26 protein-coding genes are annotated in these 26,885 nt (G+C 68.4%); 14 read left to right on the top strand and 12 right to left on the bottom strand.

All coding sequences use genetic code 11. The features are described 5' to 3' along the window. The first annotated feature begins 56 nt into the window (after nt 1-56). Nucleotides 57-1,412, top strand: a complete 1,356-nt coding sequence (locus PFX98_RS21905; protein ID WP_285232595.1) for a (Fe-S)-binding protein — start codon at nt 57-59, stop codon at nt 1,410-1,412. Nucleotides 1,413-1,428: 16 nt separating this feature from the next. Further along, nucleotides 1,429-2,007, top strand: coding sequence for a DUF3501 family protein (locus PFX98_RS21900; RefSeq protein WP_285232594.1), 579 nt, complete (start codon nt 1,429-1,431; stop codon nt 2,005-2,007). On the opposite strand, the gene PFX98_RS21895 is transcribed toward PFX98_RS21900, so the two are convergent. From PFX98_RS21895 to PFX98_RS21880, 4 genes are all read right to left on the bottom strand, one after another. Further along, nucleotides 2,000-2,623 (bottom strand): YitT family protein, encoded by a 624-nt coding sequence (locus PFX98_RS21895; RefSeq protein WP_285232593.1) that lies wholly within the window; start codon nt 2,621-2,623, stop codon nt 2,000-2,002. The two genes, PFX98_RS21900 and PFX98_RS21895, sit on opposite strands and share 8 nt — an antisense overlap. Beyond that, entirely contained in the window at nt 2,620-2,838 is a 219-nt protein-coding gene (locus PFX98_RS21890) for a DUF2788 domain-containing protein (RefSeq protein WP_285232592.1), read from the bottom strand. Before PFX98_RS21890 ends, PFX98_RS21895 begins: the two co-directional genes overlap by 4 nt. Before the next feature lie 16 nt (nt 2,839-2,854). After that, nucleotides 2,855-3,652 carry a DUF2189 domain-containing protein gene (locus PFX98_RS21885; protein WP_285232591.1) on the bottom strand — a complete coding sequence of 266 codons (798 nt, stop codon included), beginning with the start codon at nt 3,650-3,652 and terminating at the stop codon, nt 2,855-2,857. Between the two features lie 94 nt (nt 3,653-3,746). After that, nucleotides 3,747-4,490, bottom strand: a complete 744-nt coding sequence (locus PFX98_RS21880) for a C40 family peptidase (RefSeq protein WP_342399163.1) — start codon at nt 4,488-4,490, stop codon at nt 3,747-3,749. Between the two features lie 243 nt (nt 4,491-4,733). Between PFX98_RS21880 and PFX98_RS21875 the strand changes: the two genes are divergently transcribed. Beyond that, nucleotides 4,734-6,635 carry a propionate--CoA ligase gene (locus tag PFX98_RS21875; protein ID WP_285232590.1) on the top strand — a complete coding sequence of 634 codons (1,902 nt, stop codon included), beginning with the start codon at nt 4,734-4,736 and terminating at the stop codon, nt 6,633-6,635. On the opposite strand, the gene PFX98_RS21870 is transcribed toward PFX98_RS21875, so the two are convergent. Next, nucleotides 6,632-7,456, bottom strand: a complete 825-nt coding sequence (locus tag PFX98_RS21870) for a DUF72 domain-containing protein (protein WP_285232589.1) — start codon at nt 7,454-7,456, stop codon at nt 6,632-6,634. The two genes, PFX98_RS21875 and PFX98_RS21870, sit on opposite strands and share 4 nt — an antisense overlap. Nucleotides 7,457-7,575: 119 nt before the next feature. Here PFX98_RS21870 and PFX98_RS21865 point away from each other — a divergent pair, with 119 nt between their 5' ends. From PFX98_RS21865 to PFX98_RS21855, 3 genes are all read left to right on the top strand, one after another. Further along, nucleotides 7,576-9,561 carry a M3 family metallopeptidase gene (locus PFX98_RS21865; RefSeq protein WP_285232588.1) on the top strand — a complete coding sequence of 662 codons (1,986 nt, stop codon included), beginning with the start codon at nt 7,576-7,578 and terminating at the stop codon, nt 9,559-9,561. Nucleotides 9,562-9,631: 70 nt separating this feature from the next. Next, nucleotides 9,632-11,065 carry a multidrug transporter subunit MdtD gene (gene mdtD, locus PFX98_RS21860; protein WP_285232587.1) on the top strand — a complete coding sequence of 478 codons (1,434 nt, stop codon included), beginning with the start codon at nt 9,632-9,634 and terminating at the stop codon, nt 11,063-11,065. Between the two features lie 61 nt (nt 11,066-11,126). Further along, the gene (locus PFX98_RS21855) at nt 11,127-11,534 is read left to right on the top strand and encodes a YidB family protein (RefSeq protein ID WP_285232586.1); all 408 of its coding nucleotides are present in this window, start codon (nt 11,127-11,129) and stop codon (nt 11,532-11,534) included. Here PFX98_RS21855 and PFX98_RS21850 read toward each other — a convergent pair. From PFX98_RS21850 to PFX98_RS21835, 4 genes are all read right to left on the bottom strand, one after another. After that, nucleotides 11,531-12,394: an HAD family hydrolase gene (locus PFX98_RS21850; RefSeq protein ID WP_285232585.1), complete on the bottom strand. Its 864-nt coding sequence runs from the start codon at nt 12,392-12,394 to the stop codon at nt 11,531-11,533. The two genes, PFX98_RS21855 and PFX98_RS21850, sit on opposite strands and share 4 nt — an antisense overlap. After that, nucleotides 12,391-14,136: a PhoH family protein gene (locus tag PFX98_RS21845; protein WP_285232584.1), complete on the bottom strand. Its 1,746-nt coding sequence runs from the start codon at nt 14,134-14,136 to the stop codon at nt 12,391-12,393. The genes PFX98_RS21850 and PFX98_RS21845 overlap by 4 nt, the downstream gene beginning before the upstream one ends. A 291-nt stretch (nt 14,137-14,427) precedes the next feature. Further along, complete coding sequence (locus PFX98_RS21840; RefSeq protein WP_285232583.1) at nt 14,428-14,907, bottom strand: peroxiredoxin; 480 nt, start codon at nt 14,905-14,907, stop codon at nt 14,428-14,430. A 107-nt stretch (nt 14,908-15,014) separates the two neighbouring features. Continuing rightward, nucleotides 15,015-15,401: an Mth938-like domain-containing protein gene (locus tag PFX98_RS21835; protein WP_285232582.1), complete on the bottom strand. Its 387-nt coding sequence runs from the start codon at nt 15,399-15,401 to the stop codon at nt 15,015-15,017. A 142-nt stretch (nt 15,402-15,543) separates the two neighbouring features. Here PFX98_RS21835 and PFX98_RS21830 point away from each other — a divergent pair, with 142 nt between their 5' ends. The 6 genes from PFX98_RS21830 to PFX98_RS21805 are packed head-to-tail and all read left to right on the top strand — an operon-like array spanning nt 15,544 to nt 21,363. Next, nucleotides 15,544-16,770 (top strand): pyridoxal phosphate-dependent aminotransferase, encoded by a 1,227-nt coding sequence (locus PFX98_RS21830; protein ID WP_285232581.1) that lies wholly within the window; start codon nt 15,544-15,546, stop codon nt 16,768-16,770. 22 nt (nt 16,771-16,792) lie between these two features. Beyond that, nucleotides 16,793-18,103 (top strand): homoserine dehydrogenase, encoded by a 1,311-nt coding sequence (locus PFX98_RS21825; RefSeq protein WP_285232580.1) that lies wholly within the window; start codon nt 16,793-16,795, stop codon nt 18,101-18,103. After that, nucleotides 18,103-19,494: a threonine synthase gene (thrC, locus tag PFX98_RS21820; RefSeq protein ID WP_285232579.1), complete on the top strand. Its 1,392-nt coding sequence runs from the start codon at nt 18,103-18,105 to the stop codon at nt 19,492-19,494. The genes PFX98_RS21825 and thrC overlap by 1 nt, the downstream gene beginning before the upstream one ends. After that, nucleotides 19,487-20,740: a molybdopterin molybdotransferase MoeA gene (locus PFX98_RS21815; RefSeq protein WP_285232578.1), complete on the top strand. Its 1,254-nt coding sequence runs from the start codon at nt 19,487-19,489 to the stop codon at nt 20,738-20,740. The genes thrC and PFX98_RS21815 overlap by 8 nt, the downstream gene beginning before the upstream one ends. Next, nucleotides 20,737-20,985 (top strand): MoaD/ThiS family protein, encoded by a 249-nt coding sequence (locus tag PFX98_RS21810; protein WP_285232577.1) that lies wholly within the window; start codon nt 20,737-20,739, stop codon nt 20,983-20,985. The genes PFX98_RS21815 and PFX98_RS21810 overlap by 4 nt, the downstream gene beginning before the upstream one ends. An 18-nt stretch (nt 20,986-21,003) precedes the next feature. Next, nucleotides 21,004-21,363, top strand: a complete 360-nt coding sequence (locus PFX98_RS21805) for an S-adenosylmethionine decarboxylase family protein (RefSeq protein ID WP_342399162.1) — start codon at nt 21,004-21,006, stop codon at nt 21,361-21,363. Between the two features lies 1 nt (nt 21,364). Here PFX98_RS21805 and PFX98_RS21800 read toward each other — a convergent pair whose 3' ends face one another. Continuing rightward, entirely contained in the window at nt 21,365-22,294 is a 930-nt protein-coding gene (locus PFX98_RS21800) for a LysR substrate-binding domain-containing protein (protein WP_285232575.1), read from the bottom strand. 107 nt (nt 22,295-22,401) lie between these two features. On the opposite strand from PFX98_RS21800, the gene PFX98_RS21795 reads away from it, so the two are divergent. Together PFX98_RS21795 and PFX98_RS21790 are read left to right on the top strand one after the other, a co-directional pair. Continuing rightward, nucleotides 22,402-23,601, top strand: coding sequence for an MFS transporter (locus PFX98_RS21795; RefSeq protein WP_285232574.1), 1,200 nt, complete (start codon nt 22,402-22,404; stop codon nt 23,599-23,601). Next, the gene (locus PFX98_RS21790; protein ID WP_285232573.1) at nt 23,598-23,723 is read left to right on the top strand and encodes a hypothetical protein; all 126 of its coding nucleotides are present in this window, start codon (nt 23,598-23,600) and stop codon (nt 23,721-23,723) included. Before PFX98_RS21795 ends, PFX98_RS21790 begins: the two co-directional genes overlap by 4 nt. Before the next feature lie 12 nt (nt 23,724-23,735). On the opposite strand, the gene PFX98_RS21785 is transcribed toward PFX98_RS21790, so the two are convergent. Continuing rightward, entirely contained in the window at nt 23,736-25,301 is a 1,566-nt protein-coding gene (locus PFX98_RS21785; RefSeq protein ID WP_285232572.1) for a flavin monoamine oxidase family protein, read from the bottom strand. Further along, complete coding sequence (locus tag PFX98_RS21780) at nt 25,283-26,860, bottom strand: polyamine aminopropyltransferase (RefSeq protein WP_285232571.1); 1,578 nt, start codon at nt 26,858-26,860, stop codon at nt 25,283-25,285. Before PFX98_RS21780 ends, PFX98_RS21785 begins: the two co-directional genes overlap by 19 nt. Nucleotides 26,861-26,885: the final 25 nt, after the last annotated feature.

Raw genomic sequence — 26,885 nt, 5'->3', positions numbered from 1 at the left:
GTGGCGGCGCCCTGAACAAGTTTTCAGGACGCCGCCCCTGTATGCGGGAGCAAAGCATGACGAGCAAGCGCGAAGGCAATCTCGAAGCCCCCACCCGGCATCCACTGGACTGGAAGAACCCCGCCTTCTACGACGAGCAGCAATGCCTGCACGAGATGGAGCGCATCTTCGACATCTGCCACGGCTGCCGCCGTTGCGTGAGCCTGTGCCAGAGTTTCCCGACGCTGTTCGACCTGGTGGACGAGGGCAAGACCGGCGAGCTCGACGGCGTGGCCAAGCAGGATTTCTGGAAGGTCGTGGACCAGTGCTATCTCTGCGACCTCTGCTACATGACCAAGTGCCCCTATGTGCCGCCGCATGTCTGGAACCTGGACTTCCCGCACACCATGCTGCGTGCCAAGGCGATCAAGTTCCGCAAGGGCGAGGTGGGCGCGGGCGAGCGCTTCTTGGCCTCCACCGATGTGCACGGCCAGTTCGCCGGCATCCCGGTGGTGGTGCAGCTGGTGAATGCCGTCAACAAGACCCGCGTGGCGCGCCAGGCCATGGACGCGGCCCTGGGCGTGCATCCCGAGGCCTGGATGCCCGAGCTGGCCGGCCAGCGCTTTCGCTGGGGCGCGGCCAAAAGTGCAGGTGAGGGCCCGGCCACGCATGGCGAGCGCACGCCCGGCAAGGTGGCGATCTTCGCGACCTGCTACATCAACTACAACGAGCCCGGCATCGGCCACGACCTGCTCAAGGTGCTGGCCCACAACGACATCCCCTACGTGATCGTCGAGAAGGAGAAATGCTGCGGCATGCCCAAGCTGGAGCTGGGCGATCTGGCCACGGTGGAGAAGCACAAGGACGCCAACATCCCGGTGCTGGCGCGCTATGCGCGCGAGGGCTATGCCATCCTCTCGGCCATCCCCAGCTGCACCCTGATGTTCAAGCAGGAGCTGCCGCTGATGTTCCCGGACGAGGCCGATGTGCAGCTGGTGATGGAGGCGGTCTGGGACCCCTTCGAGTACCTGATCGCGCGCCACAAGGACGGCCTCTTGAAAACCGATTTCAAGGCGGCGCTGGGCAAGGTCAGCTACCACATCCCCTGCCATGGCCGGGTGCAGAAGATCGGCCGCAAGACCGAGGAGATGTTCAAGCTGATCGGCCAGACGGTGAGCGTGCAGCTCAACACCGTGGAGCGTTGCTCGGGCCATGCCGGCACCTATGGCGTGAAGACGCCCTACCACCCGGTGGCGATGAAGATCGGCAAGCCGGTCTTCAAGGCCATGGCCAAGGACGAGCCCGACCATATCGCCAGCGATTGCGCGCTGGCCGGCCACCACATCGCCCAGGGCATGCAGCAGGCCGGTACGCCGGCCAGGCATCTGGCTCACCCGCTGAGCCTCTTGCGCATGGCCTATGGATTGACCTAGGAAGACGAGCGAGCACATGACCATCACCCGCGACAGCCTCATGACCCTGGAGGCCTATGCCCGGCACCGCAAGCAGCACCACGGCGCGGTGATCGCACACCGCCGCCTGCGCAGCGTGGCCCTGGGCGAGCACATGAGCTTGCAGTTCGAGGACGAGCAGACCATCCGTTATCAGATCCAGGAGATGCTGCGCATCGAGAAGATCTTCGAGGAGGAGGGCATACAGGGCGAGCTGGACGCCTACCTGCCCTTGGTGCCCGATGGCACGAACTGGAAGGCCACCATGCTGCTCGAGTATCCCGACCCGCATGAGCGCAAGCGCGAGCTGGCGCGGCTGATCGGCGTGGAGGACCGCCTGTTCGTCGAGGTCGAGGGCCATGCACGCGTCTACGCGATCGCCGACGAGGATCTGGAGCGCGAGAACGCCGAGAAGACCTCGGCCGTGCATTTCGTGCGCTTCGAGTTCACGCCCGCGATGCGCGAGGCGCTGCGCGCCGGCGCGGCCGCCAAGCTGGGCTGCGACCACGCCAACTATCCCATCCATGCCCAGATCCCGGCCGAGACCCTGGCCAGCCTGGCTGGGGATCTCAAATAGCCAGATAGCGCCCGGGACGGTGGTTCACCGCCAGCGCGGCATTCATGGCCGCCATGCCGATCAGCGACAGGCCGATGCGCTCCGGCGCCACCCAGGCGAGCGAACTCAGGAGGATCGCCGCGTCGAGCGCCGCCTGCACATAGCCGGCGCGCCAGCCGCGCTTTTCCTGCAGGAACAGCACCAGGATGTTGAGCCCGCCCAGGCTGGCCTTGTGGCGGAACAGGATCAGCATGCCGGCGCCGATCAGCAGGCCGCCGGCAATCGCGGCAAACCAGATGTTCAGCTGCGCAAACTGCAGCCAGCGCGGCAGCACCTCGGCCAGCAGCGACATCAGCGTCACCGCGCAGACGGTCTTGACCGTGAAGGCCAGGCCCATGCGGCGGTAGGCCAGCCAGTAGAAAGGCAGGTTCAGGCAGAAGAACAGCGCGCCGAAGGGCAGGCCGCTGGCGTAGTGCAGCAGGAAGGCGATGCCCACCGTGCCGCCGGTGAGCATGCCGGCCTGCTTGAACAGCGCCACGCCCAGCGCCACGAACAGGGTGCCGGTGATGAGGGCCTGGGCATCCTCGAACAGCGAGTGGCGGAAGCTGCGCGTGCCGGCTTTGTTGCTATTGCTCATTCGCCCAGGCCACTCAGGAAGTACTTGATCAGGCCCTTGGCGGCAAAGCCCACCAGGCCGAAACCCAGGCCCAGCAGCAGGATGAAGGTGCCGAACTTGCCGGCCTTGGACTCGCGCGCCAGCTGCAGGATGATGAACACCATGTAGAGCATGAAGGCCGTGACGCCGAACGTCAGGCCGAATTGCGCGATCTGCTCTTCCGAGTATCCGAACATGGGGTCAGGTCTTGCTTCAATCGATGCGGGCCATGCCCGAGGTATCCACCAGGTCGCGGTAGGCATGCCAACTGGCGTGGCCCAGCCAGGGCAGGATCACCACCAGGCCCAGCATCAGGGTGGCCATGCCCACGAGGGTCAGGGCCATGATGAGGGCGGCCCACAGCGCCACCGGCGCCGGGTATTCCATCACCGCGCGCCAGCTGGTGAAGACGGCGCCGAGCACGCTGATCTGGCGATCCAGCAGCAGCGGCACGGCAATCAGGGTGGAGGCAAACACCGGCGCGGCCAGCACCGCGCCCAGCGCCAGCCAGGCTTCGAACAGGTGCGAGCCCTCGTTCAGCACCACATGGCGCACGAAATCCAGCGGCTTGGTGATGGGCACGCCGGCAAAGCCGGTGATGAGCGCCGCCGAGGTCAGCACCCATCCGCTGCCGGCCAGGGCCAGCAGCAGGCCGAAGCCCACCAGGCGGCCGTCGCGCGGCTTCCAGACTTGCAGCACGGTGGCGAGCGTCGCGCGCCGGCCGCGCTCCAGCTCACGGCTGATCGCGTAGAGGCCGGTGGCCAGGATGGGGGCGACCAGCAGGAAGCCGCTGAAGGCGCCGGCCAGCAGCCAGAAGCGGTGGCGCGCCAGCATGAAGATGGCGGCGCCGGCCAGCGCCAGCACCAGGCCGTGCAGCAGCGAGGGGCCGGGGCAATGCACCAGATCGGCCCAGCCGCGCGCCAGCCAGCCCAGCGGGCGCAACACGGGCACGGGCTTGACGCCGAAGCGGCGCGACTCCTGCAGGGCTTTCTCGGTATGTTTGTTGGGCATGAAGATCATCATGCTGCCATGCTCGCACGGCAGGCGGCTTGATGGTCATCAAGAGAACCCTTGGCCGCATGCGCGGGGGCCCCTTCGAGTGCGCTCAGCGCAGCAAGGTGCTGGCGTCGACGGCGCTGCCCAGGTCGGCGCGGCGCGCGCCGGTGAAGCGCTTGGCCCAGTAGGCCTCGCGCATGTCTTCCACGCGCACGGCGCTGCCGGTGCGCGGGGCGTGGATGAATTTGCCCTCGCCCACATAGATGCCCACATGCGAGAAGGTGCGGCGCATGGTGTTGAAGAACACCAGGTCGCCGGGCTTGAGCTCGTCCTGCTTGATGGGCATCAGGCTGGAGAGCCGGGCCTGCTCGTCGGCGCGGTGCGGCAGCACCAGGCCCACGCTCTTTTCGAAGATGTGGCGGGTGAAGCCGCTGCAATCGAAACCGCTGTCGATCGAATTGCCGCCGCGCTTGTAGGGCACGCCGAGGAAGTTCATCGCCGACAGCACCAGGTCGGAGGCGGTATCGCGCACCGAGCTGAGGAATTTGTTGGACTCCAGCTGCGCCTGGCTCAGGAGGCCGCGCTCCTGCAGAAAACGCGAGACGGCGTCGGTGGCGTTGGTGGCATTTTGGCCAGCTGTCGCCGGGGCCGGCGCGACGGCCGCGGGCGCTTGTTGCAGCAGGCTCTGGCCATAGGCGCCGGTCATCGTGCCGGGCGGTGGGGTCAGGTTTTGCGGCGCTTGCTGTGCCCAGGCCCCGCTGCCCAGCAGACCCGCGCACAGGCTCAGCCCGCAAGCCAGTGGCTTGAGACGGGCAGGGCGGGTGGGGGAGGGGAAGCGGCGCGCGACTGTCATGGTGTCCGGCGCGCAGCTTAAGGAGGGGCTGTCCGGGGTGTCAAGCAAGAGGATGTAAAACTCCGGGTAAGCCCGGGGCCGGTTTTGAAATTGCAAAATGCGGGAATACCCGCATTGGACCACAGGCTCATGGGGCCGGCGCCTTGCGCAAGCTCAAGTCGCGTGCAGCTTTGCACGGCGGGTCAGGCTGTCGTCAGTCCCTCTGCATGAAATGCGCGCCAAGCATTGTTTGGGAGTTCGCGCATGTCCACTTCGTCTTACGCCGAGTTCTACCGCCGCTCGATCGAGGATCGCGATGCCTTCTGGGCCGAGCAGGCCCGGGCGATCGAATGGCATCGCCCCTTCGAGCAGGTGTGCGACTACAGCCGGCCGCCGTTTGCGCGCTGGTTCGTCGGTGGCGAAACCAATCTCTGCCACAACGCGGTGGACCGCCATGCGCGCGACCGTGGCGAGCAGAACGCGCTGATCTGGGTCTCCACCGAGGTGGACCAGGAGCGCATCTACAGCTTCAGCGCGCTGCAGCGCGAGGTCGAGCGCATGGCCGCCATCCTGCTGGCCCAGGGCGTGAGCCAGGGCGACCGGGTGCTGATCTACATGCCCATGATTCCCGAGGCCGCGTTTGCGATGCTGGCCTGCGCGCGCATCGGCGCGATCCATTCCGTGGTGTTCGGCGGCTTCGCCAGCCACAGCCTGGCCAGCCGCATCGACGATGCCGAGCCGGCGCTGATCGTCAGCGCCGATGCCGGCAGCCGCTCGGGCAAGGTCGTGCCCTACAAGCATCTGCTGGACGAGGCCATCCAGCTGGCACGCCACAAGCCGGGCGCGGTGCTGATGGTGGACCGCGGCCTCGCGCCCTTCGAGCGCGTGGCCGGCCGCGACCTCGACTACGCCGCGCTGCGCGAGCAGCACCTCGACGCCCAGGTACCCTGCACCTGGCTGGAGGCCAACGCGCCCAGCTACACGCTCTACACCAGCGGCACCACCGGCAAGCCCAAGGGCGTGCAGCGCGACACCGGCGGCTATGCGGTGGCGCTGGCCGCCAGCATGCAGCACATCTACTGCGGCCGGCCGGGCGAGACCTATTTCTCCACCAGCGACATCGGCTGGGTGGTGGGCCACAGCTACATCATCTACGGCCCGCTGCTGGCGGGCATGGCCACCATCATGTACGAGGGCCTGCCCACCCGGCCGGACGCCGGCGTCTGGTGGAGCCTGGTGGAGAAGTACCGGGTCACGGTGATGTTCAGCGCGCCTACCGCGGTGCGGGTGCTGAAGAAGCAGGATCCGGCCTACCTGAGCAAATACGACCTGAGCTCGCTGCGTGCGCTCTTCCTGGCCGGCGAGCCGCTCGACGAACCCACCGCCAAGTGGATCGCCGAGGCGCTGGGCCGCCCCATCATCGACAACTACTGGCAGACCGAGACCGGCTGGCCCATCCTCTCGATCGCCAATGGCGTGGAGACCAAGGCCAGCAAGTTCGGCTCGCCCGGCGTGGCCATGTATGGCTTCAACGTCAAGCTGCTGGACGAGAACAGCGGCGCGGAGCTGACGGCCCCGAACCAGAAGGGCGTGGTGGCGATCGCCGGCCCCTTGCCGCCCGGCTGCCTGCAGACGGTGTGGCGCGACGATGCGCGCTTCGTCAACACCTACTGGTCCAGCATCCCGGGCCAGCAGCTGTATTCGACCTTCGACTGGGGCATCCGCGATGCCGACGGCTATTTCTACATCCTCGGCCGCACCGACGACGTGATCAATGTGGCCGGCCACCGCCTCGGCACGCGCGAGATCGAGGAGAGCATCTCCAGCCATCCCAATGTGGCCGAGGTGGCGGTGGTGGGCGTGGCCGACCAGCTCAAGGGTCAGGTGGCGATGGCCTTCGCGGTGCTCAAGGACGCCAGCCGCGCCGCCACGCCGCAGGCCGCGCTGGCCCAGGAGGGCGAGATCATGAAGCTGGTGGACGAGCAGCTGGGCGCGGTGGCGCGCCCGGCGCGCGTGCGCTTCGTCAATGTGCTGCCCAAGACGCGCTCGGGCAAGCTGCTGCGGCGCGCCATCCAGGCGGTCTGCGAGGGGCGCGATCCGGGCGATCTCAGCACCATGGACGACCCGGCGGCGCTGCGCCAGATCAGCGAGCTGCTTGGTGCCTAATCCGGCCTGAGCCGCTGCTCCAGGGCCATCGCGGCCGCGGGCGCGCGCTCCTTGGCGCCGCTGATGAAGAACATGAAGACATCGCGCGGCGCAGTTGTCAGCGCAGTTGCCGGCGCGGGTGCCTGCACGCGCGGCAGCGCGGCGGGCTCGTGGCCGGCATGCCAGGCCTGGGCACAGGCTGCGATCGCATCCAGGGCCTGCGGCGTGCAGCCCTCGGGCAGCTCGGCCTGGGTGCGCATCATGCGCGTGTAGACGAAGTCGCCGCTCAAGTCGGCAAAGCTGGGGTAGTCGTCCGAGTCGGTGAACACGCTGGCCACGCCATGGCGCCTGGCCAGGGCCAGGTACTCGGGGCACAGAAAGCTGGCATGCCGCACATCCAGCGCGTGCCGCAGCGCAATGCCGTCCACCGCCGCGGGCAGCAGGGCCAGGAAGGCTGCGAAGTCCTCGGCATCGAAGCGTTTGCTGGGCGCGAACTGCCAGACGATGGGCCCCAGCTTGTCGCCCAGCTCGGCAATGCCGCTGTGTACGAAGCGCTGCACCGATTCGCCGGCCTCGGCCAGCACGCGCCGGTTGGTGGCAAAGCGCGAGGCCTTGAGCGAGAACATGAAGTCGTCGGGCGTCTGCGCGCGCCAGCGCGCGAAGCTGGCGGGGGATTGCGAGCTGTAGTAGGTGCTGTTGATCTCGATCGCGCTGAGCCGGCGGCTCGCGTACTCCAGCTCGCGCGCCTGCGGCCAGCCGGCCGGGTAGAAATTGTTGCGCCAGGGCTCGAAATTCCAGCCGCCTATGCCCACGCGGATGCGGCTGGTCTGTGCTGCTGTCATGCGCTCCTCCTAGGGTTCCTACGCTGTGCCTTTTGGCCCGATTTTTGACCCGCGGGCACAATCCGTGCCCTTGCCGCCCGGATCCTAACGTTGGGGGCGGCCCCGCAACTGGAGTCCGCATGAATACCAAGCCTTTGCGCGCCGCCGCCTTCGCGGCCGGCGCCATCCTGCTCGGCGCCAACGCGCTGGCGCAAGCCAGCCTGCCCGGCCCGGCCTTTCCCCAGCTCAAGAGCGCCGCGCAGATCAAGTCCGCCTGCGATGCCGGCCTGGCCGCCGCCAAGAAGCGCGTGGCCCAGCTCGAGCGCCACAAGGTCGACGCCGGCTGGATTGCCGCTTATGACGACTATTACGCCTTTGTCGAGGACACGCTGAGCCCGATCGACTTCGTGCTGAACGTGCACCCGGATGCCGCCGGGCGCGATGCCGCCCAGGCCTGCTCGCTGCGCTGGTCGGATTTCAATTCCAGCTTCAACCAGAACGAGAAGATTTTCCGCGCGCTCAAGAGCGCCCCCACGCCCACGGCGATCGAGCGCGAGCTGCAGCGCATTGCCCTGGGCGGCTTCGAGGACAGCGGCGTGAGCCTGACGGCGCCCAAGCGCCAGCGTGCCAAGCAGATCCTCGACAAGCTGACCGAGCTGGACCAGCAGTTCAACAAGAACATCCGCGACGCCAATGTGCAGGTGGCTTTCAGCGAGGACGAGCTCAAGGGCGTGCCCGAGGGCGTGTGGGCCAAGGCCAAGCGCGACGCCCAGGGCCGCGTGCTGCTGGGCGTGGACTACCCGACGCTGCGCCCGCTGCTGCAAAGCGGCGAGAACGCCGCCGCGCGCGAGCGCCTCTGGCGCGCCAAGGAGAACGAGGGCGGCGACGCCAATCTGGCCCTGCTGGGCGAGATCGCCAAGCTGCGCAACGAGTACGCGCAGCTGTTCGGCTTCAGCAACTTCGTCGACTTCAATCTGCGTCGCCGCATGGCCAAGGACGCCGCCACCGCCTGGAAGTTCCTCGACGAGGTGAAGGACACCGTCAACGCGCGCGAACGCAGCGATGTGGAGGAGCTGCGCGCCGCCAAGGCCAAGCACCTGGGCCAGCCGCTCGAAGCCACCAAGATCGAGCGCTGGGACAGCAGCTTCTACGCCGAGCGCCTGCGCAAGGAGCGCTTCAGCGTCGACCAGGAGGCCTTCCGCGAGTACTTCCCGGCCCAGGAGAGCCTGAAGTTCGCGATGCATGTGATCGAGAAGCTGATGGGCGTGCGCTACACCGAGGTGCCGGCCGAGCTCTGGCACCCCGAGGCCAAGGCCTTTGCCGTCAGCGATGCGGCCAGCGGCAAGCCGATCGCCACCCTCTATGTGGACATGTACCCGCGCGAGGGCAAGTACAACCATGCGGCGGTGTGGCCGCTGCGCTCCAGCGCCTCGCGCATCGGTCGCACCTCCACCGCCGCTCTGGTGGTGAACTTTGACCGCAAGGGCCTCACCATCGACGAGATGGAAACCCTGCTGCATGAGCTGGGCCATGCGGTGCACAACAACCTCAGCAACACCCGCTATGCGCTGCAGGGCGGCACCAGCGTGATGCTGGACTTCGTCGAAGCCCCCTCGCAGATGCTGGAGGACTGGGTGGTGGACAAGAAGGTGCTGAAGCTGATGGCCGATGTGTGCCCGAGCTGCAAGCCCGTGCCCGACGAGCTGGTGGACCGCGCCAAGGCGGCCAAGGAATTCGGCAAGGGCTCGGCCTATGGCCGCCAGCACCTGTTCGCCAGCTATGACCTGGCCCTGCATGGCAAGGAGGTGCCCGATCCCCTGGCCCTGTGGGCCAAGATGCAGGGTGCCACGCCGCTGGGCTATGTGCCCGGCAGCAAGTTCCCGGCCGGCTTTGCCCATATCGCCGGCGGCTATGGTGCTGGCTACTACGGCTACCTCTGGAGCCTGGTGGTGGCGATGGACCTGCGCACCGCCTTCGCGGCCGACAAGCTGAGCCCCGAGGTGGGCCTGCGCTACCGCAACACCGTGCTGGGCCAGGGTGGCCAGAAGCCGGCGCAGGAGCTGGTGCACGACTTCCTCGGCCGCGATTCCAACTCCAAGGCCTTCTTCGACTATCTGCGCAAATAAGTAGTCGCCGAGCGCACAGGCAAGCCCGCTGAGCCCCCGGCCAGCGGGCTTTTTCCATATGCTGCGGGCCATGCCTTCCGACCCCGCACGCCCCGCACTCGATGCGGCCACCCGCCGCTTCCTGCCCTGGGTGGTGGCGCTGGCGTTCTTCATGCAGACGCTGGACACCACCATCCTCAACACCGCGCTGCCTGGCATGGCGCTGGCGCTGGGCGAGCATCCGCTGCGCATGCAGTCGGCGGTGATCGCCTACATGCTCACCGTGGCGCTGCTGATCCCGGCCTCGGGCTGGCTGGCGGACCGCCTGGGCACGCGCACCCTGTTCCTGTGGGCGATCGCGCTGTTCAGCCTGGGCTCGCTGGCCTGCGCGCTGGCGGGCTCGCTGAACTGGCTGGTGGCGGCGCGCGTGCTGCAGGGCGTGGGCGGGGCGCTGCTGGTGCCGGTGGGGCGGCTGGTGGTGCTGCGCGCCTTTCCCAAGGAGCAGTTCCTGCCGGTGATGAGCTTCATCGCCATCCCGGGCCTGATCGGGCCGCTGATCGGCCCGGCGCTGGGCGGTGTGCTGGTGCAGTTCGCCAGCTGGCACTGGATCTTTCTCATCAACCTGCCGGTGGGCGTGGCCGGCGTGCTGGCGGCGCTGCGCTACATGCCGCAGCTGAAGGCGCAGGCGCTGAAGGCCTTCGACTGGCCCGGCTTCGTGCTCTTCAGCCTGGGGCTGATGCTGCTCTCGGTGGGCCTGCAGGGTTTTGGCGAGCGCATGGTGTCCACCGCGCTGAGCCTGGTGCTGCTGGTGGCCGGCCTGGCCAGTATGGCGGCCTACTGGCTGCATGCGGCGCGCGCCGAGGCGCCGCTGTTCCAGATGGGGCTGTTCGCCATCCCGACCTACCGCATCGGCATCATCGGCAATGTGTTCGCGCGCCTGGGCAGCGGCGCCACGCCCTTCCTGACCCCCATGTACCTGCAGCTGGGCCTGGGCTACAGCCCCTCGGAGGCGGGCCTGTCCATGGTGCCCACGGTGCTGGGCGCGATGCTCACCAAGACGCTGGCGACCCGGCTGATCCAGCGCCAGGGCTACCGCCGCGTGCTGGTGGCCAACACCTTGCTGCTGGGCGCGCTGATCGCCAGCTTCGCGCTGCTGGACCGCCAGACCAGCCATCTCTGGTTGGCCATCCACCTGGCCATCTTCGGCATGGTGAACTCGCTGCAGTTCAGCGCCATGAACACGCTCACCCTGGGCGATCTGGACGCGCAGACCGCCAGCAGCGGCAACAGCCTGCTGGCGGTGGTGATGCAGTTGTCGATGAGCCTGGGGGTGGCCACCTCCAGCGCCTTCCTGCTGCTGTTCTCGGGCGCCAGCGAGCTGCCGCGGGGTCAGGACTTGCTGCCCGCCTTCCATGCCACCTATCTGTCCATCGGCGCCATGGCAGCGCTGGCGGCCTTCATCTTCTACCAGCTGCGCCGCCACGAGGGTGCCGCGGATGCGGGCGACACCATGGGGCAGGAGTAGTCATGGCCAGGCGTGCACAATGGGCCGGCGGTGATGCCCATCGCGCCAACCGGAGCATGTCATGGGACTGATGGATTCTTTGCTGGGCGCGGCCCAGCAGGCATTGAGCGGCCAGCAGGCGGCGGGCGGTGGCAGCGACTGGGTCGGCATGGTCTCGGGCCTGCTGAATCAGCAGGGCGGGCTGGCCGGCATCCTGCAGCAGCTGCAGGCGGGCGGCCTGGGCGAGCAGGTGCAGTCCTGGATCGGCACGGGCGCGAACCTGCCGGTGTCGGCCGATCAGCTCAGCGCCGCGCTGGGTGGCAGCGACGCGCTGAGCCAGCTGGCCAGTCAGGCGGGCGTCTCGCATGCCGAGGCCGGCGCGCAGCTGAGCCAGTGGCTGCCGCAGATTGTCGACAAGCTCAGCCCCAACGGCCAGTTGCCCGACAGCGGCGACCTGGGCGCCATGCTGGGGCAGTTGCTGGGGCGTTAGGCGAGCCCGGAGTCGCCCCTGAGGTCGGCCCTGAAGTCGGCCTCCAGGAAGCGCAGTACGCTGTCCTCGTGGTGCGGGCCGATCACGGTATGGGCTTCCCGCTTGACCGCATCGATGGCGTTCGCCACCGCGATGCCGCGGTGCGCGGCGCGCAGCATCTTGACGTCGTTGACATGGTCGCCAAACACCACGATCTCGCGCTCGGCCAGGCCGTAGCGCTCGGCCAGGGTCTTGATGGCCTGGTCCTTGGTGGCGCGGCGGTCGTGCACGGTGAGCCAGGGCCAGCCGGGCTTGTAGAGATCCTCGGCCAGATGGGTCTCGACGGCATCGCCGCAGAGCGCGTCGATCTCGGCCTGCAGGGCTTGCAGCGGCGCCTCGCGCTCCACCACCACGAACACCACGGCCGGGTCGCGCAGCGCGTCCTGCAGGCGCGGCGTGTGGCGCAGGCGCGGGTCGGCCTTCTCGATGCGCTCGTCCACAAAGGCCTGCTGCGCCTCGTTGTGCACCGATTGGTAGAACAGCTGGTCGCCCCTGGGGCCATGGGTGGAGATGAAGGGCATCAGCCCATGCCGGCGTATCAGCGCAAAGATCGCCTCGCCCAGCGCCGGCGCTATGGTGTTGACCAGCTCATGCCGGCAGCTCGCCATCTCGCTGATATAGGCGCCGTTGGACGAGATTACCGGCAGGCGCAGCGGCAGATCGCCCAGGATCTGCCGGATCGATGACACATGCCGGGCACTCGCGACGGTGAAGGTCAGGCCCGCGTCGAGCAAGCGCGTCAGGCCGGCCCGCGTGGAATCCGCGAGCCGGCCTTGCGGGTCGAGCAGGGTGCCGTCTAGGTCGCTGACATAGAGCGTCACAACACTTCCGACGCAAAGTCCGCCAGGCGCGAACGCTCGCCGCGCGCCAGCGTGACATGGCCGCTGTGGGCCCAGCCCTTGAAGCGGTCCACCGCATAGGTCAGGCCCGAGCTGCCCTCGGTGAGGTAGGGCGTGTCGATCTGCGCCAGATTGCCCAGGCAGACGATCTTGGTGCCGGGGCCGGCACGCGTGATCAGCGTCTTCATCTGCTTGGGGGTCAGGTTTTGCGCCTCGTCGATGATGACGTACTTGTTCAGGAAGGTGCGCCCGCGCATGAAGTTCAGGCTCTTGATCTTGATCTTGCTGCGCACCAGGTCGTTGGTGGCGGCGCGGCCCCATTCGCCGGCCGAGCTGTCGCCGCGCGCCAGCACCTCGAGGTTGTCGTCCAGCGCACCCATCCACGGGCCCATCTTCTCTTCCTCGGTGCCGGGCAGGAAGCCGATGTCCTCGCCCACCGGCACGGTCACGCGGGTGACGATGATCTCGCTGTAGCGGCGCTCATCCAACACCTGGGAGAGGCCGGCGGCCAGGGTCATCAGGGTCTTGCCGGTGCCGGCCGTGCCGGTGAGGGTGACGAAGTCGCACTCCGGATCCATCAGCAGGTTGAGGGCGAAGTTCTGCTCGCGGTTGCGCGCGGTCACGCCCCAGACGGCGTTCTTCTGGTGGCCGTAGTCCTTCAGCGTGCGCAGCACCGCAGTCTTGCCGGTGATCTCGGTGACCTTGGCATAGAGCGGCGCGGCGCCGGGTGCTTCCAGGTAGATCAGCTCGTTGACCAGCAGCGAGGGCACCAGCGGGCCGCTGATGCGGTAGAAGGTGATGCCACCCTGCTGCCAGCTCTCCATGGTCTTGCCATGGCGCTCCCAGAAATCGGCCGGCAGGGCCTGCACGCCGGTGTAGAGCAGGTCGGAGTCTTCCAGCGTCTTGTCATTGCGGTAGTCCTCGGCCGGCAGGCCCAGGGCACGCGCCTTGATACGCATATTGATGTCCTTGGACACCAGCACCACCTCGCGCTGCGGCTGCTGGACCTTCAGCGCCTGCACCACGCCGAGGATCTGGTTGTCGGCCTTGCCCTGGGGCAGGCCCTGCGGCAGCGGGGTGTCGATCAGCTGGGTCTGGAAGAACAGCTTGCCGCCGGCCTCGCGGTGACCGGTGCTGTCCAGCGGCAGGCCCTTGGCCATTTCCTCCAGGGTGCTGCTCTTCAGGCTGGCCGCCAGCGTGTCGAGGTCGCGGCTGACCTGGCGCACATTGCGCGCCACCTCGGTCATGCCCTTCTTGTGCCCGTCCAGCTCTTCCAGCGTGATCATGGGGAGGTAGATGTCGTGCTCCTCGAAGCGGAACAGCGACATGGGGTCGTGCATCAGCACATTGGTGTCGAGCACGAAGAGCTTGGGTGCCTCGTTGCTCTTGGGCTTGGTGGCCTTGGGCCTGGGAGGCGCCACCGGGCGCAGCGGCGCCGCGCTGGTGGCCGGTGCCACCAGGGCCAGGTTGGCGGGGGCGCGCATCTCGGGCGCGGCCGGTGCGGCGCTGGTGCTTCTGCGGCGATTGCCGTTGGGCATGGCCCGCGTCACGGCCGGGGCGGCCTGGGCAGCCTGAGTGGCCTGGGCGAGCGGAGGGGCGGTTGTTTTCTCTGGGGCATGGGCAGCCACCGGTACTGCCTGGTTCTTGCTGACCGCCAGACTGGCGGCAAATGCGGTGGGCTCTAGGCGACTGGCGCGCTTGGTCGGAGGCTTGGGCAGTGGCATGAGTGCAGCTTGCCAGAGAGCAAGCTTGGGTTGGAAAGCAAAAGATAGAGGTCCGGGCCGAAAAAGCAAAAAGCCGCACGGCGAGCGATGCGGCTTTGGCTTGGAATGCGGATCGGGGAACTCAGGGGCATGAGTCCATTATGCACAAAGCGCCGTGACCGCCAGCCCTGGGCCGGCGGCGCGGTGCGCATGCAACGCCGGATGCCAGTAAACGCAAAAAGCCGGCTCAGGAGCCGGCTTCGCTTGGATACTGCAATGCTGCCGGGTGGCAGCCGAGGCCCGCGCCGAGGATCAGGCGGCTTCCTTCTTCAGGGCCTTGACGGCCTTCAGCACCTCGTCCACATGGCCGGCCACCTTGATGCCGCGCCATTCCTCGCGCAGCACGCCGGTCGCGTCGATCAGGAAGGTGGAGCGCTCGATGCCCTTGACCTTCTTGCCGTACATGATCTTGTTCTTCACCACGCCGAACATGTGACAGAGCTTCTCTTCGGTGTCGGCGATCAGCTCGAAGGGCAGTTCCAGGTTCTGCTTGAACTTGTCATGCGACACCATGTTGTCGCGCGAAACACCCAGCACAACTGCGCCAGCCTTCACGAAATCCTTGTGGCGATCGCGGAACTGCATGGCCTCGGTGGTACAACCGGGGGTGTTGTCCTTCGGGTAGAAGTACAGCACCACCACTTGACCTTTGAAGGCCTGGGGTGTGAACTTCACGCCTCCGGTAGCAAGAGCTTCAATTTCCGGAAGGGGTTTGTTGAGCGCTGGCGTCATGTGGGCGTTCTTTAGAGAGGTGTGCCCGGGTGGGCATAGCCGCGAATTATACGTCGAACCGCAAGTCTCCCCGTCGCCACTTCGGGGGATTGCCGGCTTGTGCCCGCTCAGGTCGACGTTGCGCCCTCGATCAGCAAGGCCGCCAGCACGGCGCGCCCCTCGCTGGCCAGCACGTTGTAGGTGCGGCAGGCCGCCGCCAGGTCCATGGTCTCCACGCCGATGCGCGCCTCGATCAGGCCGCGGTAGAGCCTGGGATGGGGGAAACGCAGCCTGGCGCCGCTGCCGAAGATCACCAGCTCGGGTTTCAGGGCCAGTATCTGCTCGAAATGCGCCTCGCTGAGCGCATCGAAGCTGGGCAGGGCCCAGGCCTGCACGTCGCCGCGCCAGGGCACCAGCAGGCTCTGCTGGTGGCGCTGGCCATTCACCCAGACCTGGCTGCCGTCGTGGCGCGAGATGCTGTTGCCGCCCTGCTGTTCATCGAGTTGGAATTTCATGAGTGCCGTTGTCTGCGCGAAGCCTGCTTGCGTGGTTTGCGAACCCAGTGTCGCCGGGTCTGGGGGAATGCCCTGATCCCTGTGTTTAAATTCCACGCCTGCAGTGCAGCATTTTTGCACCAGTCAACCACCGGAGCCCCTCTTGAAGCCGATTTCCAAGTCCGCCAAGCTCGCCAATGTCTGTTACGACATCCGTGGTCCCGTGCTGGACAAGGCGCGAGCGATGGAGGAGGAGGGGCAGAAGATCATCAAGCTGAACATCGGCAATATCGCCGCCTTCGGCATCGAGCCGCCCGACGAGATCGTGCAGGACATGATCCGCAACCTGCCCGCGGCGGCCGGCTATACCGATTCCAAGGGCCTGTTCGCGCCGCGCAAGGCGGTGGTGCATTACTGCCAGGAGAAGAACATCCGCGGCGTCGGCATCGACGATGTCTATCTGGGCAATGGCGCCTCCGAGCTGATCGTGATGGCGCTGAACGCGCTGCTGGATACCGGCGATGAGGTGCTGCTGCCGGCGCCCGACTATCCGCTCTACACCGCCGCGGTGGCGCTCTCGGGCGGCACGCCGGTGCACTACATCTGCGACGAGAGCAGCGACTGGTATCCCGACATCGCCGATATCCGCCGCAAGATCACGCCCAATACCAAGGCCATCGTCGTCATCAACCCCAACAACCCCACCGGCGCGCTCTACCCCGAGAGCCTGCTGCTGGAGATCATCGAACTGGCCCGTCAGCACCAGCTGATCATCATGGCCGACGAGATCTACGACAAGACGCTGTACGACGGCAATGTGCACACCAGCATCGCCTCGCTGGCCGACGACGTGCTGTGCCTGACCTTCAACGGCCTGTCCAAGAACTACCGCTCCTGCGGCTACCGCGCCGGCTGGATGGTGGTGTCGGGCGAAAAGCGCCATGCCAAGGACTACATCACCGGCCTGAACATGCTGGCCTCGATGCGTTTGTGCGCCAACACGCCGGGCCAGCTCGCCATTCAGACCGCCCTGGGCGGTTACCAAAGCATCAAGGACCTGGTGGCCCCCACGGGCCGCCTGTGCCGCCAGCGCGACCTGGCCTACGAGCTGCTGACCCAGATCCCGGGCGTCAGCGTCGTCAAGCCGAAGGCCGCGCTCTATATGTTCCCCCGCCTGGACCCCAAGATCTACCCGATCGAGGACGACCAGCAGTTCGCCTACGAGCTGCTGGCCGAGGAAAAGGTGCTGATCGTGCAAGGGACGGGCTTCAACTGGATTGCCCCCGATCACTTCCGCCTCGTGTTCCTGCCCAACTCCGACGACCTGAAGGAGGCGGTGGGCCGCATCGAGCGTTTCCTGACGCATTACCGCAAGCGTCACGGCACCTGACAACTGACAGCAAAGAGACACCATGAAAGCGATCAAAGTCGGCCTCCTGGGCATTGGCACCGTGGGCAGTGGCACCTTCAATGTGCTGCGCCGCAATCAGGCAGAGATTCGTGGCCGTGCCGGCCGCGGCATCGAGATTGCGATGGTGGCCGACCTCAATACCGAGCGCGCCCGTGAAATCGTCGGCGACGCCGCGGTGGTGGTGAGCGACGCCCGCGCGGTGATCGCCAACCCCGAGATCGACATCGTCGTCGAGCTGATCGGCGGCTACGGCATCGCCAAGACCCTGGTGATGGAGGCGATCGCCGCCGGCAAGCATGTGGTCACCGCCAACAAGGCGCTGCTGGCCGTGCATGGCACCGAGATCTTTGCCGCCGCCAGCGCCAAGGGCGTGATCGTGGCCTTCGAGGCGGCCGTGGCCGGTGGCATCCCCATCATCAAGGCGCTGCGCGAGGGCCTCACCGCCAACCGCATCGAGTGGATCGCCGGCATCATCAACGGCACCACCAACTTCATCCTCTCGGAGATGCGCTCCAAGGGCCTGGACTTCGGCGTGGTGCTGAAGGAGGCCCAGCGCCTGGGCTATGCCGAGGCCGACCCCACCTTCGACATCGAGGGCGTGGATGCCGCGCACAAGGCCACCATCATGTCGGCCATCGCCTTCGGCATCCCGGTGCAGTTCGACAAGGCCCATGTGGAGGGCATCACCCAGCTGCAGGCGGCCGACATCAAGTACGCCGAGCAGCTGGGCTACCGCATCAAGCTCTTGGGCCTGACGCGCCGCCGTGAGAATGGCATCGAGCTGCGCGTGCACCCGACCCTGGTGCCGGCGAATCGCCTGATCGCCAACGTGGAAGGCGCGATGAATGCGGTGGTGGTGCAGGGCGATGCCGTCGGCACCACGCTCTACTACGGCAAGGGCGCCGGCTCCGAGCCCACCGCCTCGGCGGTGATCGCCGACCTGGTGGACATCACCCGCCTGCACACCGCCGACCCGGACCATCGCGTGCCGCACCTGGCCTTCCAGCCCGATGCGATGAACGACACCCCCATCCTGCCGATGGAACAGGTGCTCACCAGCTTCTACCTGCGCCTGATCGTGGCCGACGAGGCCGGCGTGCTGTCGCGCATCACCACCATCCTGGCCGAGCACGACATCTCGATCGACGCGGTGCTGCAGCGCGAATCGGCCGAGGGCGAGAAGCAGACCGACCTCATCATCCTCACCCACGAAACCGTGGAAGGCCGCATGAACAAGGCCCTCGCACAGATGCAGGCCCTGCCCACCGTGCTGGCGCCCATCGTGCGGCTGCGCAAAGAGGAACTCGCCTGATGAAGTACATCAGCACCCGCGGCGATCAGACCGAGCGCTCCTTCTGCGAGATCCTGCTGGAAGGCCTGGCGCCCGATGGCGGCCTCTACCTGCCGGTGGCCTATCCGCAGGTGGACGAGGCCACGCTCACGAAGTGGCGCGGCCTCGCCTACGCCGACCTGGCCTTCGAGATCCTCTCGCTCTATATCGACGACATCCCGGCCGATGATCTGCTGGCCATCACGCGCCGCACCTACACGGCCGAGGTCTTCGGTACGCCCGAGATCACACCGCTGAAGGTGCTGGAGCCGGGCCTGGCGCTGCAGGCGCTGTCCAATGGCCCGACCCTGGCCTTCAAGGACATGGCCATGCAGCTGCTGGGCCAGCTGTTCGAGTACGAGCTCAAGCGCCGCGGCGAGACCCTCAACATCCTGGGCGCCACCTCGGGCGACACCGGCAGCGCGGCCGAGTACGCGATGCGCGGCAAGGCCGGCGTGAACGTCTTCATGCTCAGCCCGCACGGCCGCATGAGCCCCTTCCAGCAGGCGCAGATGTTCAGCCTGCAGGACGCCAACATCCACAACCTCGCGGTGGAAGGCGTGTTCGACGACTGCCAGGACATCGTCAAGGCGGTCTCCAACGACCTCGACTTCAAGCGCCAGTACAAGATCGGCACGGTCAACTCGATCAACTGGGCGCGCCTGCTGGCCCAGGTGGTGTACTACTTCGCCGGCTACTTCCGGGCCACCAAGAGCAACACCGAGAAGGTCAGCTTCACCGTGCCCTCGGGCAATTTCGGCAATGTCTGCGCCGGCCATGTGGCGCGCATGATGGGCCTGCCGGTTGCCAAGCTGGTGGTGGCCACCAACGAGAACGATGTGCTGGACGAGTTCTTCCGCACCGGCGTCTACCGCGTGCGCGGCAGCGCCGAAACGCACGAGACCTCCAGCCCTTCGATGGACATTTCCAAGGCCAGCAATTTCGAGCGCTTCGTGTTCGACCTGCTGGGCCGCGATGGCGCGCGCGTCAAGGCCCTGTTCGGTGCCGGCGGTTTCGCGCTGACGGCCGACGAGCACGCGCGCATCGCCCGCTACGGCTTCGTCTCCGGGCGCAGCACCCACGCGGACCGCATCGCCACCATACGCGCCACCCACAAGCAGTACGGCCAGATCATCGACACCCACACCGCCGATGGCCTCAAGGTGGCGCTGGAGCAGCGCAGCGCCGGCACCCCCATGCTGGTGCTGGAAACCGCCTTGCCGGCCAAGTTCGCCGCCACCATCAAGGAGGCGCTGTGGATCGATCCGCCGCGCCCGGCCGGCCTGGAGCACATCGAGGACCTGCCCAAGCGCGTCACCGTGCTGCCGGTGGATGTGCAGGCGGTGAAGGACTTCATCCGCAACCATGTCTGATCCGCAAGCCCCGCGCGCGCCGCTGCAGAGCCTGGACGAGGCGCTCGCGCGCCTGCTGGGCCGCGTCGCCCCGCTGGCCGTCACCGAGACCCTGCCCACCGCCGCCGCGCTGGGGCGCGTGCTGGCGTTGCCGGTGGTGTCGCAGCTGGATGTGCCGCCGGCCGACAACACCGCCATGGACGGCTACGCGCTGCGCGCCGCCGATCTGTTGGCAAGACCTGGCACCGCGCTGCCGGTTTCGCAGCGCGTGCCGGCCGGCGTGGTCGGGGCGGTGCTGGAGCCCGGCACGGCGGCGCGCATCTTCACCGGCGCGCAGATTCCGCTGGGCGCCGATGCCGTGGTGATGCAGGAGCAATGCGAGGCCGTGGCCGCCGCCGCGGGCTTGGGGCAGGTGCGCATCCATGCCGAAGTCCGGCCCGGCCAGTGGATACGCCGCCGCGGCGAGGACGTGCAGGCCGGCGCGGTGGTGCTGCCCGCCGGGGCGCGGCTGAACGCCGCCTCTCTGGGCCTGGCGGCCTCGGTGGGGGCGGCCACGCTGACCCTGGCCAGGCGGCCGCGCGTGGCGCTGTTCTCCACCGGTGACGAGTTGCAGATGCCCGGTGAGCTGCTCAAGCCCGGCGCCATCTACAACTCGAACCGTTTCACGCTCACGGCCCTGCTGCAGGGCCTGGGTTGCGAGGTCGTGGATCTGGGCATCGTGCCGGATCGGCTGGACGCCACGCGTGCCGCACTGCGCGAGGCGGCCGAGGGCGTGAACAAGGCGGACCTGATCATCACCTCCGGTGGTGTCTCGGTGGGCGAGGAAGACCATCTGAAGCCGGCCGTGCAGGCCGAGGGCGAGCTGGACCTCTGGCAGATCGCCATCAAGCCCGGCAAGCCGCTGGCTTTCGGCAAGGTGCGAGATGCCTGGTTCATCGGCCTGCCCGGCAACCCGGTCTCCAGCTTCGTGACCTTCTTGCTGCTGGTGCGTCCGGTGATCCTGCGCCTGCAAGGTGCCAGCGAGCTCACGCCCAGGCGCTATCCGCTGCGCGCCGACTTCGCCTGGCCCCGGCCCGACAAGCGCCGCGAGTTCTTGCGTGCGCGCATCAACGAGCAGGGCGGGCTGGCGCTGTTCCCCAACCAGAGCTCGGGCGTGCTGACCTCGGCCGTGTGGGGCGAGGGGCTGGTCGACAACCCGGCCGGCGCGGCCATTGCCGACGGCGCTACAGTGCAGTTCATCCCCTTCTCCGAACTCCTGCATCCATGATCACGATCCGCTATTTTGCTTCCCTGCGCGAGGCGCTGGGAAGCAGCGAAACGCAGGACTGGCAGGCCGGCCTGAGCCTGGGCGCCCTGCGCGATCAACTGCTGGCGCGCGGCGAGCCCCATGCCAGCGTGCTGGCGCGCACGCGTGCGGTGCGCTGCGCGCTGAACCAGCAACTCAGCAAGGAAGACGCCTTGATCCCGGATGGCGCGGAAGTCGCATTCTTCCCGCCCGTGACTGGGGGCTGAGTGGAGGGGCTCCACCTCGTGGCCGACCTGCGCGGCTGCGATCCCGCACAGGCGCTGATGCTGCGGCCCGAGACCCTGCGTGCCCTGTGCGTGCAGGCGGTTGCCGAGGCCGGCCTGGGTGCCGTGGCCGAGCTGTTCCACCGCTTCACGCCCACGCCTGGGAGCGAGCAATCTGGCATCACCGGCGTGGTGCTGCTGGCCGAGTCGCATCTGGCCGTGCACACCTGGCCCGAGCTGGGTGCGGTGACGCTGGACGTCTATGTCTGCAATCTGGGGCAGGACAACAGCAGCAAGGCACAGGCCCTGATGGACAGGCTGGTGGCGGCGTTTGCGCCCGCCAGCGCGGCGCGCCAAGCCCTGCGGCGCGGCCTGGCCTGACTCAGCGCGCGCCGGCGTCGGCCGGGGTGAGGGCGGCCTCGTCCAGCAGCCAGTCGACCACCGCCTGCACCGCGGGCGTGCTGCTGCCAGGGCGCCGCAGCAGCCAGTAGGCGTGCTCGCAGGGCTGGGCCACGGCCTGGGCATCGATGGCGCGCAGCCGGCCATCGGCCAGCATGGGCGCTACCAGCGCGACCCGCCCCAGCGCCAGACCCTGGCCGGCCAGGCAGGCCTGGATCACCTGGTCGTACTGGTTGAAGCGCAGCATCGCGCGCGGTTGCCGCGCGCTGAGGCCGCGCGCAGCCAGGGTGTCGGCCCATTGCAGCCAGGGGCGGCGGGCGTCGTCGAATTCCAGCAGCACCTGCTGCGGCAACAGCTCGGCCAGATCCTGCCCCTGGGCCAGCAGGGCGGGGTGGGCCACCGGCAGCACCGCCTCGCCGAACAGGCGCGCGCTGCCGGCGGGCGGCTGGCTCATGGCGCAATAGCGCAGCGCCAGGTCGATGCCGTCGGCGCGCAGGTCCATCACGCGGTCGCTGGCGGCCACGCGCAGATCGATGTCCGGATGCCGCTGCTGCAGGCCGCGCAGGCGCGGCAGCAGCCACAGCGAGGCCACGCCGATGCTGGCGGTCAGCGTGACGCTGCCACGGCGCTGCGCGGGCGCCAGCAGCTCGGCGAGGCCGTCCTGCAGCTGCTGGAAGGCCGGATCGACGCGGCGGAACAGGCGTTCGCCCTCGGGGCTGAGCTTGATGCTGCGATAGCCGCGCAGGAACAGCGCGCAGCCCAGGTTGGCTTCCAGCGCCGCGATCTGCCGGCTCACTGCGGACTGCGTCAGGCACAGGTCCTGCGCCGCCAGCGTGATGCTCATGCGCCGGGCCACCGCGACAAAGCCGCGCAGCAGGTCCAGCTGGGTCAGTCGGGTGAGCGGAAATGACATTCCAGTTGCGAATGTGAAGGTGTCGCAGAGATTGCTTGATGAGGGCCGTGCCGTCAAGACAGACTGGGTGCCAGTTCGAATCATGGCATTCGCATCGGGAAACTCATATGAAGCATTTGAGACGCTGGGCCCTGCCGATTCTGTGCGGCGGCCTGATGATGGGTCTGGCGCTGGGCGTGCGCCATGTGCAGGGCCTGTTCCTGCTGCCCATCGGCCTGGAGCGCGGCTGGGGCCGCGAGAGCGTGGCCCTCGCGCTGGCGCTGCAGAACCTGGTCTGGGGCCTGGCCCAGCCCTTCACCGGCATGCTGGCGGACCGCTGCGGCTCGCGCCGGGTGGTGATGGCCGGCTGCCTGCTCTACGGCCTGGGGCTGTGGGCCATGGCCACGGCGCAGAGCCTGTGGCTGCTCTACCTGGGCTCCGGCCTGCTGGTGGGCCTGGGCCTGGCCTGCACCGCGTTCGGCGTGGTCTATGGGGCCCTGAGCCGCATCGTCGCGCCGGCGCAGCGTGCGGCGGTGCTGGGGCTGACCGGCGCCGTCGGCGGGCTGGGCCAGTTCCTCGCCGTGCCGCTGACCCAGGGCTTGATGCAGGGGCTGGGCTGGTCGGCCACCCTGCTGTGCCTGGCCGTGCTGATCGCGCTGGCCCTGCCGCTGGGCTGGCCGCTGGACGACCGCCAGCCGCGGGGTGCTGGCGTGGGCGATGGCGGGCTGGGCCGGGCCCTGCGCGACGCCTTTGCCCAGCCGGGCTTCTGGCTGCTCAATCTGGGCTTTCTGGCCTGCGGCTTCCAGCTTGCCTTCATCGCCACCCACCTGCCGGCCTATCTGCTGGAGCGCGGCCTGCCGGCCGGCCAGGCGGCCAGCGGCCTGGCCCTGATCGCGCTGAGCAATATCGGCGGCACCTATCTGTGCGGCTGGCTGGGCGGGCGCTGGCGCAAGAAGCAGCTGCTGACCCTGCTCTACCTGCTGCGCACCGCGGTGATCGCGCTGTTCCTGCTGCTGCCGCTCAGCAACTGGAGCGTGCAGCTGTTCTGCATCGCGATGGGCCTGCTGTGGCTGGGCACGCTGCCGCTCACCAACGGCCTGGTGGCCCAGGTGTTCGGCCTGCGCTATCTCTCCACCCTGTTCGGCTTCACCTTTGTGGGCCATCAGCTGGGCTCCTTCCTGGGCGTCTGGTTGGGCGGGCGGGTGTTCGACGCCACCCACAGCTATGCGCCGATGTGGTGGATCGCGATGGCCCTGGGCCTGCTGGCGGCGCTGCTGCACTGGCCCATCGACGATAGGCCGCGGCCGGCGCTGGCCGTGGCGTCGTGAAGCGCTGGCGGCATCTGGCGCTGCTGCTCATGCTGATGACGTTGGCCCTGCTGGCGTTGCCGGCCTATCTGGAGCGCGCCGAGCTGCAGCTGTGGCTGCTGGGCCCGGCCTGGTGTGGCTAGCTAGTTAGCTAGCTAGCGCTTCAGCTGCGCGGCCGCCTGGCAGCCGGCGGTATAGGCCTCCTCGAACACCGAGTAGCCGGCCAGGTCGCTGTGCGCGAAGTGCAGCCGGCCCTGCGGTTTTCGCAGCGCCGCCAGCGCCGCCGAGCCGCGCAGGCCGGGCACGGGAATGCTCATCGCATGGCCCCAGCGCATCAGGTCCACGCGCAGCAGCTGGCGGTCCAGCTCGGGGTGCAGGGGGCGCAGCTCGGCCAGCACGCGCTCGGTCCATTCGGCCCAATCGCCCTGCAGCAGGCTCGCACGCTGCTGGCCGGGCAGGGCCCAGTAGGCGCTCAGTACCGTCGGCCCCGGGTAGGGGCGCAGGCTCTGGTGCATCGCATCCACATAGCCCAGCGCGGCGCTGCCGTAGCGCACATTGTCCCAGGCGGGCGCGGCGCCCAGGCGCTGCAGCGGCGCCTCGGCCAGCTGCAGATTGGCCACCAGCCAGGGCGCGTAGCGCAGCAGCTGGCCAAGCTCGCGCAGCGCCGCCGGCGGGCGCTCGATCAGGCGGCCGGCGATCAGCAGCGGCGTGGCCAGCACCGCCCGCGGGGCCAGCCAGCGCTCCAGCGTCTGCGTCGCTTCGTCGAATGCCAGCACCTCGACCTCGTGGCGCCCCTCGCGCAGCCGCAGCACCGTGCGGCCCGTCTGCAATGCATCGCCCAGGGGTTCGGCCAGGCGCCGGGCGAGCCAGGCATTGCCCTCGGGCCAGGTCAGCACGGCCTCGCGCTCGGCGCTCTCGTCCTCGGGGGGATGGAAGCCATGCCGGCTGGCGAAATAGTGCAGGCCGGCCCAGGCCGAGACTTGGGCCGCGTCGGCGCCGAAATCGTCGCGGCAGCAATAGTCCAGATACCAGCGCAGCTGCGCGTCGTCCAGGCCCTGGGCCTGCAGCCAGGCGGCAAAGTTCTGGGCATCGAGGGCGGCGTGCGCGGGCGTCCAGGGTGCGCGCTGCGTGGGCATGGCAAAGCCCAGCCGCATGGCCTGCTGCACGGCGGCGGCGAACTGGCGATACTGGCGGCGCGTGGCTTCGGTCTGCGCCGGCGGCAGCAGGCCCTCATGCCATTGGCCCTCGAAGAACAGGCGCTCCTGCGGGCTGTGGCACAGCATGCGTTCGTCGTAGACGGTGCGGCCCAGGGCCTGCCGCGCCAGGCCCAGCGCGTGCAGCAGCTCGCTCACCTCATGCGCATGCGGCCCTGGCAGCGGCAGGTAATGCGCGCCGAGCGGGCAGGCCATGCCGCCCATGCGATGGCCGCGGCTGTTGCCGCCGGCCTCGTCTTCCAACTCCAGCAGCGCGAAGTCGATGCCGGCCGCGGCCAGACCGCGCGCGCAGGCAAGACCTGACACCCCGCCGCCGACGATCAGCACCTGGCTGCGGCGCGTGATGGCGGGTGCCGCGCTCGGCAGCGGCGTGCGCAGGCGGTGGCCGCGCGCCGCGCTGGCGCCGACCCAGCCGCCTTGGAGGGGCGGCTGCCCGGCCCGGCAGCCGGCTAGCAGGGCCGAGCCCGCGGCCAGCAGCTCGCGCCGCCTCAATGGACCTTGCCCCACTCGGCTTCGAACTCGTGCACCAGCACCTGATTCGAGAGCCGATTGACCTCGGTCGGCACACGCGCCATGTCCGGCGGGAAGTCGCGCAGCGCCGCCATGCCCTCGGGCGTGAGGAAGCGCAGGCCGGCCGGCAGCGCGGTCGGGGCACGCCAGGGCCGCCGGCTGGCGATCACGAAGCCCCATTCGCCGAAGCTGGGCACATGGGCGTGGTAGGGCGTGGTGGCGAGGCCCACCGCCTCCAGCGTCGTCACCACGGTCCAGAAGCTACGCCGCGCCAGCAGCGGCGAGGTGGTCTGCACCACCGCGAAGCCGCCCGCGGCCAGGCGCTGGTCCAGCAGCTGGTAGAAGCTGGTGGTGTAGAGCTTGCCGAGCGCGAAATTGCTGGGGTCGGGGAAGTCCACCACGATCACGTCGAACTGCGCGTCGGGATGCTGCTCCAGCCAGCCAAAGGCGTCGGCATTGACGATGCGGAGCTTGGGGCTGAGCAGGGCGTCCTGGTTCAGCTGGCGCAGCAGCGGCAGGCTCGAGAACAGCCGCGTCATGTGCGGGTCCAGCTCCACCAGGGTGACCTGCTCGACGCTGGCCCAGCGCAGGATCTCGCGCACCGCCATGCCGTCGCCACCGCCCAGCACCAGCACGCGCTTGGGCGCGCCCTGGGCCGCCATCGCCGGGTGCACCAGGGCCTCGTGGTAGCGGTACTCGTCGCGCGAATGGAATTGCAGATTGCCGTTCAGGAACAGGCGCACGCCCGCGCCGCCCTGGGTCAGCACCACGCGCTGGTAGTCGCTGGTCTCGCGCAGGATGATGTGCTCGCCGTAGAAGCGGTCCTCGGCCCAGGTGGTGAGCTGGTCGGCGCCCAGCATGGCGGCCAGCAGGGCGGCGACGGTGAGGCCGCAGGCCCAGGCATGGCGCGACCAGGCGCGCAGCTCGGTGCGGAACAGCCACAGCGCCCACACCGCGACGAAGGCGTTCAGGAGGCCGAAGAAGATGCCGGTGCGCACCAGGCCCAGCTGCGGCACCAGCAGCAGCGGGAAGGCCAGCGCCACCACGAGGGCGCCGAGGTAGTCGAAGGTCAGCACCTGCGAGACCAGCTCGCGCAAGGCATAGCGCTGGCTGAAATGCTTCTTGAGGATGCGCATCACCAGTGGGATCTCCAGCCCCACCAGCGCGCCCACCAGCAGCACCAGCCCATACAGCAGCACGCGGAAGGCGCCCAGCTGGGTGGGCGGCAGCAGGCTGTGGGCGGTGAACAGCGCGGCCGGCATGAGCCCGCCGATCAGGCCCACCAGCAGCTCGATCTTGAGGAACTGCGCCACCAGCTGGCGCTCCAGGTAGCGCGACAGCCAGGAGCCCAGGCCCATCGCGAACAGATAGGTGCCGATGATGGTGGAGAACTGCAGCACCGAGTCGCCCAGCAGATAGCTGGCAAGCGCGCCGGCGGCCAGCTCGTAGACCAGGCCGCAGGCCGCCACCACGAACACGCTGGCGAGCAGCAGCAACTCGTGCAGCGAGATGCGGGCGACAGCAGGGGAGGAAGAGGCGGCGGGCGCGTCGGACATGGGGCGAGAGGCTATCACGCGCCCA

The sequence above is a fragment of the Paucibacter sediminis genome (assembly GCF_030254645.1).
Lineage (GTDB): Bacteria > Pseudomonadota > Gammaproteobacteria > Burkholderiales > Burkholderiaceae_C > Paucibacter_B > Paucibacter_B sediminis.
The sequence above is the reverse complement of the archived record's forward strand: the minus strand, read 5'-3'. Positions and strand labels throughout refer to the sequence as shown.